The 13,287-nt window shown below is 35.6% G+C and carries 16 protein-coding genes; 13 read left to right on the top strand and 3 right to left on the bottom strand.

Features of this window, described 5'->3' with window-relative positions; all coding sequences use genetic code 11:
* Nucleotides 1–27 precede the first annotated feature (27 nt).
* Nucleotides 28–444: a DUF2231 domain-containing protein gene (locus CD172_RS00800; protein WP_103345164.1), complete on the top strand. Its 417-nt coding sequence runs from the start codon at nt 28–30 to the stop codon at nt 442–444.
* Between the two features lie 13 nt (nt 445–457).
* Entirely contained in the window at nt 458–1,393 is a 936-nt protein-coding gene (locus CD172_RS00795; protein WP_103345163.1) for a cation diffusion facilitator family transporter, read from the top strand.
* Between the two features lie 173 nt (nt 1,394–1,566).
* Here CD172_RS00795 and yut read toward each other — a convergent pair whose 3' ends face one another.
* Nucleotides 1,567–2,481 carry an urea transporter gene (gene yut, locus CD172_RS00790; protein WP_103345162.1) on the bottom strand — a complete coding sequence of 305 codons (915 nt, stop codon included), beginning with the start codon at nt 2,479–2,481 and terminating at the stop codon, nt 1,567–1,569.
* A 220-nt stretch (nt 2,482–2,701) separates the two neighbouring features.
* Here yut and CD172_RS00785 point away from each other — a divergent pair, with 220 nt between their 5' ends.
* From CD172_RS00785 to brnQ, 9 genes are all read left to right on the top strand, one after another.
* Nucleotides 2,702–3,004 (top strand): urease subunit gamma, encoded by a 303-nt coding sequence (locus CD172_RS00785; RefSeq protein WP_060551826.1) that lies wholly within the window; start codon nt 2,702–2,704, stop codon nt 3,002–3,004.
* A gap of 10 nt (nt 3,005–3,014) precedes the next feature.
* Nucleotides 3,015–3,371 carry an urease subunit beta gene (locus CD172_RS00780; protein ID WP_060551825.1) on the top strand — a complete coding sequence of 119 codons (357 nt, stop codon included), beginning with the start codon at nt 3,015–3,017 and terminating at the stop codon, nt 3,369–3,371.
* Nucleotides 3,368–5,083: an urease subunit alpha gene (gene ureC / locus CD172_RS00775; RefSeq protein WP_085741096.1), complete on the top strand. Its 1,716-nt coding sequence runs from the start codon at nt 3,368–3,370 to the stop codon at nt 5,081–5,083. Before CD172_RS00780 ends, ureC begins: the two co-directional genes overlap by 4 nt.
* A 186-nt stretch (nt 5,084–5,269) precedes the next feature.
* Nucleotides 5,270–5,854, top strand: a complete 585-nt coding sequence (locus CD172_RS00770) for a DUF5067 domain-containing protein (protein ID WP_103345161.1) — start codon at nt 5,270–5,272, stop codon at nt 5,852–5,854.
* A 13-nt stretch (nt 5,855–5,867) separates the two neighbouring features.
* On the top strand, nt 5,868–6,410 hold the full coding sequence (locus CD172_RS00765; protein ID WP_158694788.1) for a DUF5067 domain-containing protein: 543 nt from the start codon (nt 5,868–5,870) through the stop codon (nt 6,408–6,410).
* Between the two features lie 285 nt (nt 6,411–6,695).
* The gene (gene dcd / locus CD172_RS00760) at nt 6,696–7,241 is read left to right on the top strand and encodes a dCTP deaminase (RefSeq protein ID WP_060551821.1); all 546 of its coding nucleotides are present in this window, start codon (nt 6,696–6,698) and stop codon (nt 7,239–7,241) included.
* Nucleotides 7,241–8,140, top strand: coding sequence for a CobW family GTP-binding protein (locus CD172_RS00755; RefSeq protein ID WP_037567311.1), 900 nt, complete (start codon nt 7,241–7,243; stop codon nt 8,138–8,140). The genes dcd and CD172_RS00755 overlap by 1 nt, the downstream gene beginning before the upstream one ends.
* A 272-nt stretch (nt 8,141–8,412) precedes the next feature.
* Nucleotides 8,413–8,835, top strand: coding sequence for a universal stress protein (locus CD172_RS00750; RefSeq protein WP_060551820.1), 423 nt, complete (start codon nt 8,413–8,415; stop codon nt 8,833–8,835).
* A gap of 284 nt (nt 8,836–9,119) precedes the next feature.
* Entirely contained in the window at nt 9,120–10,427 is a 1,308-nt protein-coding gene (brnQ, locus tag CD172_RS00745) for a branched-chain amino acid transport system II carrier protein (RefSeq protein ID WP_103345159.1), read from the top strand.
* A gap of 123 nt (nt 10,428–10,550) precedes the next feature.
* On the opposite strand, the gene CD172_RS00740 is transcribed toward brnQ, so the two are convergent.
* Both CD172_RS00740 and CD172_RS00735 read right to left on the bottom strand, forming a co-directional pair.
* Nucleotides 10,551–10,904 carry a DUF488 domain-containing protein gene (locus tag CD172_RS00740; RefSeq protein ID WP_060551818.1) on the bottom strand — a complete coding sequence of 118 codons (354 nt, stop codon included), beginning with the start codon at nt 10,902–10,904 and terminating at the stop codon, nt 10,551–10,553.
* Nucleotides 10,905–10,948: 44 nt separating this feature from the next.
* A complete protein-coding gene (locus tag CD172_RS00735) occupies nt 10,949–12,136 on the bottom strand; it encodes a DUF819 family protein (RefSeq protein WP_103345158.1) in 1,188 nt (395 codons plus the stop codon).
* 169 nt (nt 12,137–12,305) lie between these two features.
* Between CD172_RS00735 and CD172_RS00730 the strand changes: the two genes are divergently transcribed.
* Both CD172_RS00730 and CD172_RS00725 read left to right on the top strand, forming a co-directional pair.
* The gene (locus tag CD172_RS00730; RefSeq protein ID WP_103345157.1) at nt 12,306–12,485 is read left to right on the top strand and encodes a hypothetical protein; all 180 of its coding nucleotides are present in this window, start codon (nt 12,306–12,308) and stop codon (nt 12,483–12,485) included.
* 162 nt (nt 12,486–12,647) lie between these two features.
* Nucleotides 12,648–13,175 carry an SA1002 family membrane protein gene (locus CD172_RS00725; RefSeq protein ID WP_039644023.1) on the top strand — a complete coding sequence of 176 codons (528 nt, stop codon included), beginning with the start codon at nt 12,648–12,650 and terminating at the stop codon, nt 13,173–13,175.
* Nucleotides 13,176–13,287: the final 112 nt, after the last annotated feature.

Below are 13,287 nucleotides of genomic sequence, written 5' to 3'. Positions count from 1 at the left end.
TATAAAGAAAACAAGGGGTTGATTGATATGCCATTACATCCATTATTTGTACATTTTCCAATCGCATTATTATCATTTGCGACTTTAATTGCATTATTAAACGTGATTTTAAAGAAAAAAGATTTATCTTTCTCACTCGCACTCACTCTTATATTTGGTATGTTGTCTGGTGCCATCAGTTATTTACTTGGCGATAGTGGGGAAGAATATGCGATGCAACATTTTAACCCGCAACATGTCGAAAGTTTAGTACATTTACATGAAACGTTTGCCATGCTCGCTTTAATTGCTTATGGCTTTGCAACAGTCATCCAATTAGGCGGAATGTGGTTTAAAACATATGCAACTTATTCTAAATGGGGTGTACTTATCTTTACGGTCATCGGATTTGGACTATTAATTGTAGCTGGGCACTTAGGTGCAAGTATTACTTACGGGAACTAGGGAGGATTAAGGAATGCAAAGAAATTATTATTTCCACCATGTCGAACACCGAAAACTTCAAAAAAGTTCTAAAAAAACTTTATGGGCGTCATTAATCATTACATTATTTTTTACAATTGTAGAGTTTGCTGGAGGGATACTTTCTAACTCACTGGCATTACTTTCTGATTCATTTCACATGTTAAGTGATGTGATAGCACTTGGTTTGTCAATGGTGGCAATCTACTTTGCAAGCCGTAAACCAACTGCAAAATATACTTTTGGATATTTAAGATTTGAAATTATCGCTGCCTTTTTAAATGGTTTGGCATTAGCAATCATTTCAATTTGGATTTTTTATGAAGCAATCATGCGCATCATCTACCCAAAACCTGTTGAAAGTGGTTTAATGCTTTTTATTGCTACGATTGGTTTAATCGTGAACATCGTTTTAACGATCATTTTAATGCGCTCACTTAAAAGTGAAAACAATATTAATATCCAAAGTGCGTTATGGCACTTTATAGGAGACTTATTGAACTCCGTGGGTGTTATTTTAGCTGTGGTACTCATTTATTTTACAGGTATTCAAATGATTGACCCGATTTTAAGTATGGTCATTGCTGTAGTCATTTTACGTGGGGGCTACAAAATTATGCGTAATGCTGTATCGATTTTAATGGAATCAGTACCTGAGCATTTGGATACTGATGAAATTATGGATGATATGAAACGTGTGGATCAAGTCCTTGATGTACACGAATTCCATTTATGGTCCATTACAACTGAGCACTACTCATTAAGTGCACATGTTGTACTAGATAGTAAAAGTGGTCATGACGCATATGAAACGATAAATAAATTAGAACGATTGCTAAAAGAAAAGTACGGTTTATCCCATACAACACTTCAAATTGAACATTTAGAAATGAATCATTTAGATGAAGCTTACTTTGAAGAGATAAAATAAACCTTTTAAATAAATAAGTCAGCATTTTTGGCGTAATGAAAAAGCCTTCGAATTCATGACCAGATGAATTTGAAGGCTATTCATATACGATTTTATGAGAAATGCCCATTGCGTCGTTACGAGGCGCAATAGAAGTTGCTGATAAATTGATATTAGAGATGTAACGCGAAGTATTAAAGTTGATGCGTGGTAGGTTGGTTTTGCCCAGCCAACAGCAATATCCAAGTAACGATGATGAACGGTAGCGTTAAAATTGGAATGCCAAAGGGTTCTAATAGTGTAGCGATAGCGCCATAAATCATTGGTGTCAATACAATAACAAGCACGAGCATGAGATAACGATGATAACGTGTTAAGTTCCTAAATGTGACTGCCACAGCAATCACGGTCAATATTAAATTGTATCCAAAAAGCCCGTGGTTGAATGCCATCGCATCAGTGCCTAAAACATATACAAATAACATTGAAAGCACGTTGGCGATGATGACGAAAAAACCGGCCCATCCTGATGCAACAAAGAAAGCGATGATAATTAATATGCCTGATACAACATTTTCAACGAGAAATATTTGACTCATACTATTAAAAAAAGCGACCACAGGGTGCAGAGGTTGTGTGACATCAATTGTTGCGGTGTGTTTTAAAGGTAAAACTTTGACAGTACTTTTTAAAAATGCAAATTGTTGATTCATGAGCAATACCATCCATGTCACCAACACAAATGGTGTTGTGAGTTCTGGAAGTTGATAACGCCGAAACACGGTCTGCATCGATTTAGCAAGTGGCATTGCGATAATCGTTGCAATCAAACACACCATGACAGTTTGCCATGTCATCACCATAAAAATAGTCAGTGCAATGGCAACAAGTACACTATTAAATCCTGCTAATCCTGCGTGAATTTCCTCTCTTGTATACCCAAACCATGGTGCGGTCACCAAACTGATGGCACTTCCTATCATAGCGGCCAAACCGACTTTCCAATCTCCTATCCACAGCGCAATCAGAATAAGTAATCCTGTCCAGACATTCTCAAGTAAAACGACTTGTGAAATATTCTTCAAAAAACTTTGTAGTGGTAAAGGCATGTTCAATCCCTCTTTCCAATAATTTCTCAAACATTAATCAAAAATCCGAATGGAAATAAGTTATATTAATATAGTTTGTTCGTAAGTGAAACCTTTTATGTGGGATAGATATAGTTATAAATTACTTTTCAATAATAACATAATTATTTGAAGGTGGTCATTTAAAGGATTATAATTTGTTTGTAAGTTTTATTTTTGCGAAAAGGGAGTGAGTGATGAGATGAATTTTACACAACGAGAACAAGATAAACTCATGCTTGTTGTTGCAGCTGATTTGGCACGACGCCGTAAAGCGCGTGGATTAAAGTTAAATCATCCTGAGGCAGTTGCATTAATCAGCTATGAGATTTTAGAAGGTGCACGTGATGGTAAATCTGTTGCAGAACTGATGAGTTATGGACGTGAAATTTTAAATAAAGATGATGTCATGGATGGCGTTGAATCAATGGTGACAGATATTGAAATAGAAGCCACGTTTCCAGATGGAACAAAACTTGTTACTATCCATCATCCGATTGTTTAGGAGGATTAAGATGAAACCAGGGGAAATCATAGTACAATCAAGTGAAATTATGATAAATGAAGGACGTTCAAACACGAAATTAACAGTAAAAAATAGTGGCGACCGCCCGGTTCAAGTGGGGTCACACTATCATTTTTACGAAGCCAATCCGGCATTAACGTTTAATCGCGAGGAAGCTTACGGGAAACATTTGGATATACCTGCTGGTGCTGCAGTACGCTTTGAGCCAGGAGATGAAAAAGAAATTCGTTTAGTGCGATATGCTGGAGAACAAAAAATATATGGCTTTCATGGTGAAGTTGATGGGCCACTCGATCAATCCCGCATCACAGCTCCAAATATGGAAGAGGGAAGTGACGTCAAATGAGTTTTAAAATGACTGAATCACAATATACAAGTTTGTACGGGCCAACAGTTGGAGACGCAATTCGTTTAGGAGATACCAATCTTTTTGCGAAAGTTGAGAAAGATTATGCTCAATACGGTGATGAAGTCGCGTTTGGTGGCGGAAAATCAATTCGTGATGGTATGGGACAAAACCCAAATGCAACACGTGACAATAAAAAAGTAGCAGACTTAGTCATTACGAATGCAGTGATTATCGATCATGATAAAGTGATCAAAGCTGATATCGGTGTGAAAAATGGATATATCATGAAAATAGGTAAAGCAGGAAACCCTGATATTATGGATAATGTGGACATTATCATTGGTGCTTCTACTGAAATCATTGCAGCGGAAGGAAGCATTATCACTGCTGGTGGCATTGATACCCACGTGCATTTTATTAACCCAGAACAATCCGAAATCGCATTAGAAAGCGGGATTACGACGCAAATTGGTGGCGGTACAGGTGCGACGGAAGGGACTAAAGCTACTACAGTAACACCAGGTTCTTGGCATGTACATCGTATGCTTCAAGCAGCAGAAGCGTTACCTGTTAACGTCGGTTTTACAGGTAAGGGGCAAGCGGTCAATCATACTGCATTAGTCGAACAAATCCATGCAGGTGTCATTGGTCTAAAAGTACATGAAGACTGGGGGGCAACACCGTCAGCATTACGTCATGCGTTAGAAGTGGCGGATGAGTATGATATTCAAATCGCGCTCCACGCAGATACGCTTAACGAAGCCGGCTTTATGGAAGATACAATGAAAGCCATTGGTGACAAAGTGCTTCATATGTATCATACAGAAGGGGCCGGTGGCGGTCATGCGCCTGATTTAATTAAAGCAGCGGCATACAAAAATATTTTACCTTCATCAACAAACCCAACACTCCCGTATACACACAACACTGTTGATGAACATTTAGATATGGTTATGATAACGCACCATTTAAATGCATCGATTCCAGAAGATGTGGCATTTGCAGATTCACGAATTCGAAAAGAAACGATTGCAGCTGAAGATGTACTCCAAGATATGGGGGTCTTCAGTATGGTGAGTTCAGATTCCCAAGCAATGGGGCGTGTCGGTGAAGTGATTACGCGAACATGGCAAGTGGCACATCGAATGAAAGCGCAACGTGGTCCATTAGAAGGTGATGGTGAACATAACGACAACAATCGTATTCGCCGTTATATTTCAAAATATACGATTAACCCTGCGATTACACATGGGATTTCAGACTACGTGGGTTCAGTAGATGAAGGCAAATTGGCTGATTTAGTGATGTGGGATCCACGATTTTTTGGTGTAAAACCTACATTAGTGATTAAAGGTGGCTTAATCAATGTTGCTATCAATGGGGATGCCAATGGCTCTATTCCGACATCAGAACCAATCAAATATCGTCCGATGTATGGCCAATATGGTGGCAATATGCAAAGCACTTCTTTGACATTTGTGTCACAAGCTGCATATCAGGATGGCATACGTCGCACATTAGATTTAAAGCGACACGTGCGTCCAGTTAAAAATATCCGCAATCTTTCTAAAAAAGATATGGTGAATAATGATGCATTGCCTCAACTTGATGTGGATCCAGAAACATATGAAGTATTTGTAGATGGTGAGAAGATTACGAGTGAAGCAGCGACAGAATTGCCGTTAACACAACGCTATTTCTTATTCTAAACCTAAATATAAAACATAAAAATGCCTGCAATTTTGGTTATTAAAATCAAAAGTGTAGGCATTTTTTATTGTATTAAAAAATAACATCGCTACATTTGGATTTTAAAATAAAATATACTATTGAAAAACTATTTCGCAATTGGTAAATTAAAAAGTGTAAAAAATGAATAGGGGTGTTTGATACATATGAAAAAAGGAATCGTTTTGATTATGATGTCATTGCTACTCGTTGCTTGTGGGAATGGCGAAGACAAGGGAAAAGAAAAAGCTGAAAAACCAACTAAGGAAAATACAACTGAAACGTTAAAATTATCAGATGCAGAGCAATATAAACCAGAGGGTGAATTTAAAGGTAAACATTATGAAACTAAGAAGTTTAAGGTTGATTTTCAAAAGATGTCTCGAGTAGAAATGACAGGTTTTGATAACAAAAAATTCCAAGCCATTGTGATAGGTTATGAAGTGACAAACAAATCAGATGAAAAAATTTCAGCAATCGACGCTTGGATAAAAGGTTTTAACATTTATCAAGAAGTAGATGGTAAGGCTAAAGAATTAGAAGTAACGCCGTTATTGGATGACTCACATAAAAGTGAGTATGATATGCTTTCAGATAAAAAAATAAAAAAAGGTGGCAAATATAAAGCGATGATTCTATTTAAGTTAGAAAATACATCGGACCCAATCATTATTGAGGGGACTAATGAGAATCATGAGTCACTAGGTAAACAAAAATTTAAATTAGAAGCATTTAACGATGGTAAGTTTTAGGGGGATGAAGCATATGAAAAAAATATTAAGTGCACTATGTGTATCAACGCTTTTGCTGAGTGGCTGTGGTCTTTTTGGAAACGATAAAGATGACAAAAAAGCATCTGAGGAAAACATTGGGGATGGTTATTTTAAAGGTGACACATTAAGAACTAAAGATGCTGAAATTAAAATAAAAGGTTCAAAACTTGTAGAGAATTTTAGACAAGATGATAAAAGAGGACCTTATATCGTTTTTGAATATGAATATACGAATAAAAGTAAAAAAAATATGACCGCTGAAAAGTCATGGGATGATCATTTTGAACTTATTAAAGATACTAAAAATAGCGAAGAAAAAATTTCAAAAAGTTATATTTATATTAAAGATAATACGAAGTATCATGACTTAAATGAGAATAGCAATGTATTAGTTAAACAGAATGACAATGTCACAGCAATAGTTGCTTATTCAATAAAAAAAGAACCTTCTAAATTAATACTCAAAGGCCATACTACAGATGACGAAATTGAATCAAAAGCATTAGGTGAAAAAGTCATTAAGGTTGAAAAATAATACATGTATTTATTGACTAAAAGCTATCAAAGCGTATTTAGAACGTTTTGATAGCTTTTATATATTACTTTTAAATTAAAAGATGTATTTGGCACTTGCACAGAGTTTTAATTAAAATGTCTTTCATAAAAGCGAAATAGAAGATATAGCAAAACCTATGTTTTTGAAAGGTAAATTAGAAATAAAAGAATGTCTTGTATAGTTAATTTAGACATGATACATTTAAAAATATGTTTAAACTACGTAATGATTCCGATTTATACAGAGAAGAATAGAGGTGCACAAATGATTTTATCTGACAACGATATTAAAGGATACATACAATCGGGAGCACTTAAAGTGTCGCCATATGAGGCATCACATGTTGAGCCTGCTTCTATTGATTTAACGTTAGCAGATCATTTTTTAAGACCATTACAACCAATGAATGGTACACAAAAGTTAAGCGAGCCTATTCAGTATGAAGAAATCCATCAAAAGAGTGTAGTGGTTCCAGCACATGGATTTATTTTGGCGACGACCCAAGAATATATTAAACTACCTGAAAACTTAACTGGCTTTGTTGAAGGTAGAAGTTCGATTGGACGTGCAGGATTATTTATTCAAAACGCAGGGTGGGTTGATCCTGGTTTTGAAGGTGCAATCACATTAGAACTGTATAATGCGAATGACTTTCCTTTAGAAATTGAACAGAATCAACGTATTTGTCAAATTGTTTTAGCAGAAACAAAAACCGCACCCGATGCGATTTATTCAGGAAAATATCAAGGTCAAGCCACGACTACAGGAAGCCGCGTATTTAGAGACTGGATGAAGGATGGTGGCTATTAATGGAAATCGTAATTATGACAGGGTTTTTAGGTGGTGGTAAGACATCAACTTTAAACTTTCTTATCCAAGATGCGATTGATCACAATTTGAAGCCTGCTGTCATCATGAATGATTTTGGAGAACGTAATGTAGACCAATATTTTATAAGTGAACCAATACATATTAAAACAATGACGAATGGTTGTATTTGTTGCACGTTTAAAAAAGATGTTGCATCACAACTTCATTCCATTTATTTAGAGCATCAACCTGACATTATTTTTATTGAATGTAGTGGACTTGCACATCCATTAGAAGTGTATGATGCATGTTTGACGCCGGTGTTGACACCTATAGTAGAGCGTGTACGCATGTTAGGTGTTATCGATGCGTCTGTATATGATCAAAAAGATGACTATCCAGAAGATATTCGTAATTTGATTAAAGAACAAACGCAATTTTGTAGTCATTTAATTTTAAATAAAATAGATCTTATCGATACAACGCGTTTACTTTATATCGTTAATAAACTTGAAGCAGATTATCCGGGCATTCCTTACGTTCTGACACAATTTGGAGAAGTGACGTTAAATGAAATGCCTGAACAAGCGGTGATTGAACAGCAATCACGTCCAACAACACATGGTGCACTGACGCAATGCTTCCACGAATTTAATAAACCTATTAAACAATCCGCACTTATAGAAGGCTTGAAACAGTTAGAAGGACACATTTATCGTGTGAAAGGGTTTGTTGAGGTTGAAGGCATTGACCAACCGTGTATTATGCAATATGTTCCAGGACACCTCGAACTTAAACCGTGTCAAATGGATATGCCATCCTATTTAGTTGTCATCGGTCATCAACTTTGTCCGAAAAAAGTAATGCATACATTTGATGATGTCGAAATGGCATCTTAAGATATGAAAAAGAGGGGTTATTGACCGACTATTGTAGCCTGTTAAAATGGCGCTAAGATAGGTACAACATACCCAAATGTATATAGCCATCAACATTCATTGATTCGTGAATGTTGATGTTTTTTTAAATTAAATAGTAAAGAGTGTAATTATAGATGATATGAACTATATGTCACAATATGTACAAAGGGATACGTTGAGTAAGCGTTTTCAAAGTGTTAAAATGAAGGTGTAAAGATAAGAGCCATATTATAAAAAAGGGGTGACATTTTATGTATGAAAATGTACTAGTTCCTTATGATTTTGGGAATAGCTTCAAAAACGTACCGGATCAATTGAAAAAATTAACACATGGCGCTACAACGTATAACATCGTTATTTTTAACGTGATTTCTGAAACAGAATTGGCGAATTATGTGCGATACCAAGGTAAGCACTTTGAGGACGTTGTTGAAGAAAAGAAAGAAGAAATGCGACCATTTCTTAACACTTTAGATGAGCATGATTTGAAATATCAAATTAAATTTACTACTGGAAGTCCTACGCACGAAATTGTAAATGAAATTGAAGGGTACGATTATGACATTGTTGTAATGAGTAACAAACGTGCGGAAATGGATATTAAGCATGTGCTTGGTCATGTCACACATAAAATTGCAAAACGGGTAAATGTGCCTGTACTTATAGTGAAATAATAGCATGTTTTTAGCCTTCGAATATTGACCTCATGTCATGGGGGCAATATGATGCGCATAGGATAATGAAACATCGCGGTTAAAATTGATATCGCCTTCAAAGTTCATCTCATGATGAATTTTGAAGGCTTTTTCGTGTTGAAATAGGGATTACATTAAAATACTTATTTACGCTTTACATTGTTAAAGTGTTCTCATATAATGAACAAGTGACTTTATAAAACTAATTTTATAAAATATTCAGAAAATTTAATATAATGTTGTTTTTAGGAAGGGAATTTCAAGTGAATAAATTTGTAATTATATCTGGATTGATGCTGTTTTCTTTATTCTTTGGAGCGGGTAATTTAATTTTCCCTCCAATGTTAGGGCATACAGCAGGTATCCACGTTTGGCAAGCAATGTCTGGTTTTGTCATAACTGGGATATTGTTACCGTGTTTAGCAGTTATTATCGTTGCCTATTATAATGAAGGAGTTGAAAGTATCGGCAATCGAATTCATCCCATTTTTGGTACGACATTTGCCTTTGTCGTTTACTTAACGGCAGGTGCTTTTTATGGTATTCCAAGGGCTTCAAACGTTGCATATGAAATAGGTGTTGCCCCGATATTACCTGTGCACAATACGGCCACTCTTGTCGCTTTTGCGATATGTTTTTTCACAATCGTAACACTTTTGGCGATGTTTCCTACACGTATCATGAATGTTTTGGGTAAATATTTGACACCTATATTACTGGTTGTTATCGGATTATTATCTTTATTAGCTATTATCAACGCCGAACAGTCGCCAGTTGCTTCAAAAGGCGCCTTTGTCCAACAACCGACATTAAACGGGGTGCTTGAAGGCTATTTTACGCTAGATGTATTAGGTGCGCTAATATTTTCGGTTGTCGTGGTCAATCAATTTAAAGCCCATGGTGTGACTGGGAAACGTCAATTAACAATACGCGTATTGCAAGCGGTGCTCATTGCAGCAACTTTGCTCGGTGCAGTTTATATGGCACTTGCTTGGATGGGAGCGACGACGCCTTCTTCAGAAACCATCCATAATGGGACGTCTATATTAACATACCAATCAACGCGTGTTTTTGGCATGTATGGACATTATTTGTTTGCGCTCATCGTGTTGCTTGCGTGTTTAACGACATGCGTCGGATTAATCAACGCATGTGCATCATTTACAATCAATTATGTCCCTAAGTTAGGCTATAAAAGACTAGTATTGTTATTTGCAACATTTGGCTTGTTTTTTACGACATTTGGTTTAAATACGATTTTAAAAATCGCACAGCCGATCTTGTTATTTATTTATCCCGTTGCGATTGTTCTCGTGCTAGTGTCGCTTGTTAATATGGTCTTTCCGTATCGTTTAAGATGGACTTATATCATTCCTACAATGGTGACATTACTTTTATCCATTGTTCAAGTGGCATTAACATTCAACTGGACAATTCCATGGCTTACAGATTTTTACCAACGTATGCCGTTAGCCGCATCTCAACTTGGATGGCTCATCCCATTTGTGATTTGTACATGTGTGGGGCTAGTCATCGATCATATATATCATAAACATATTGCAACAGTATAATGTGTTTTAATCACTGCTGAGAAATCATGAACCCTCTATTTTATCCTTTCGATAATACAGAGGGTTTTTTACGAGATAAAATAATGCATTTAATTTGTGGAAATAAGGTACAAAGCTATTATATTAAGATAGCAATGATTTAAGCACCACTGCTTGATTGTGTTGCGTGTCTTTTGCGCCATAAAGCAGATGGACATCTTCTTGAGTATCTCGAATAATGGATTTTAAAGTAGCTAAAGCTTCTTGTTGTGCTTTATTGTTTTTCAATTCATTTTCGTATTTTGTTTTAAACGCATCAAATTTGTCTGCATCATGATTAAACCATTTTCTTAAAGAGGAAGAAGGTCCAATGTCTTTAAGCCAGTAATCGACTTTGGCTTCATCTTTAGACACACCCCTTGGCCAAACACGGTCAACTAATACGCGAACACCTTTTTTAGAAGATGAACTATAAATTCTTTGGACATAAATAGCCACAATCATCCCTCCTTTATCGGTCTTTTTCCCTTAAGCAGTCATGTTTAACGCAATAACTGGAAGATCAGCGTGCCAACATAATTGCCAATCACATAACCGAGTGTACCTACAATAAGTATTGGACCGATTAAGCCATGCCATCCTTTACTAATTGCAAGCGCCGCAGCTGTCGTTGGTCCTCCTGCAGTAGCATTAGAAGCAAGCAACATTTCTTCAATATTAAATTTAAAGAGCCGTCCAATCATTAGTGTGAGTCCTAGATTACATATTAAAATAATGATGACAAAGATAAAGAGGAGCGGCGCAGTTTTAAAAATAACCGCAAAGGATGCGGGTGTCCCAATGACAACGAAAAAATTATAAATCATAAATGTTCCGATTTCATTTGCACCATTAAGCTTGTCAAAGAATCGTTCGAAACGCATCACTAATAACAGCGTTATTGTTGTAATTAGTAAATATGGATCTCCAAAAAATGTTACGAGTGTCTTCATGATCACCCATGATTGAGGTATAAGGTTATTTAACCAATCTGACAACGTAAAACTCAATGCGACAATCGCTACAGATAGGCCAAAAGCAATCGCAATATCGTTTAAGTGAACGGGTTTTGCCTCCCAGTAATCATGATGATGTGCCGGTTGATGTTGCGTGTCATAGGAAGTCTTAAACCATTTTTTTATAAAAGAGAATTGGGGCAATGCGATTAATAAAATGAAGTAGAGTGCCATTACACTATTATCTGCGACAACTGTAGATGAAATGAGATCACTTGGGGGTGTGAGCTTTGCGCTTAATGCTGCAAAGTTAACACCACCTCCTATATAACTACCAGTCATCATTGCAGCGATTTTTTTTAGATGCGGAATGTGTGGATGTAAAAAAGCATATGCAATGATGACACCAATGACTGTTCCGGCACTGGCAATTAAGAAGATGCATAATAAACGTTTACTTTCATTCCAAATTTTCTTTAAGTTAGATTGAAACAATAATAACGGAATAGATAACGGAACAATATAGTCCCAGACTATATCATATGCTGGCGCCTTAGTAGGTATAATATTTAAATTAGAAAGCAACATAGCACCTAAAAGTGCGATAATCGCGCCTGATATGATTTTAGCAATTTTAAATTGTTGTTCTAAAATAATGCTGATTGCCGCCCATCCAATGATAAAAGCAAGTAATAACCACGTTTGATTTTGAGAAATAATTGCACCCATAATCATATGATTCCCCCTTAAAAGAAACACTTTTATCTATTTTATATTTTACAAAATGATTTGTCGATAAGGGTAAAATGTGACGTCTTTATGTTTTGGTAATAGAAAAAGCACTGAATAAAATGGAATATGCTAAAATAAATATGTAATTATATAAGTGGAGGTGTGCCATATAATGACAATAGTTATTGGCATATTAATCATTCTCTCTGTAGTTGCTTGGATAAAAGCGGTAATGGTTTCTAAAAAAGAGGGCGAGGCCGCTAAGAAGCAACTGAACACATGGGTGATGATTAGTGCAGTACTTACAGTATTATCACTGAGTTTAATGTTTATTGTCTCACAAAATTCTTAAATACATGTCATAAAATAGGTGATGCATTGGATTATAAAATGTGTATCATCTTTTTCTTATACGTATCTTACAAGGTTTAAAAGTACATTAAATTTTTAAAAGATTGGCCCTTTTAAAGTTAAAATATGATAGGACTTTTGATTTTATACGGGATGGTGACACATGCTACTCATAAATACGATAATTATTTTAATTTTATTCTTGCTTATAGGATTTCTAGTGGGACACGAAGAAGGAAGATTGGTTTTTATTAAAGCCATTGCGATTGGAACCCTTTTAATTTTCTTGAGTTATATTACCATTTTGATAGGTTCATTCGTAGTTTGGTTACCAATGGTGTTATTATTTGATATTACCGATGGTATCTTTCAAATTGGCCTTATAACAATGCTACTTAGTGGTATCATTCAATATATCTTTTTAAGGTTCATGAGTCGTAAAATTGTTATAAGTGACACGTTAATACAAATTTTAGAATACTTCATTCAATGGTTATTAATTTATTTTACGTTGTATCAATTCGTGGCAAATCAATTAAAAGGATTGGCTGATATCGATGTTCAAAATTTATTTGCCAACTTATTGACGGTAGACAGTATCAATATCTTTATTTTACCTTCCTTATTGGTGAGTTGGATTTCAATCTCTATGGTGAGAATGAGTCGAAAACAGCTTAAAGACCACAAATAACATAATGAAAAATCTCAAAACATGGCAATTTTGTTGCGTTTTGAGATTTTTTTGTTTTTTAGTTCAAAAGAATATTGTTTGTGAAATGATTTGATGCTACACTTTAAATGAT

Origin of the sequence: Staphylococcus agnetis (genome assembly GCF_002901865.1) — a bacterium.
GTDB lineage: Bacteria > Bacillota > Bacilli > Staphylococcales > Staphylococcaceae > Staphylococcus > Staphylococcus agnetis.
Note: the sequence above shows the minus strand (reverse complement) of the source record. Positions and strands in the feature narration are given on the sequence as shown.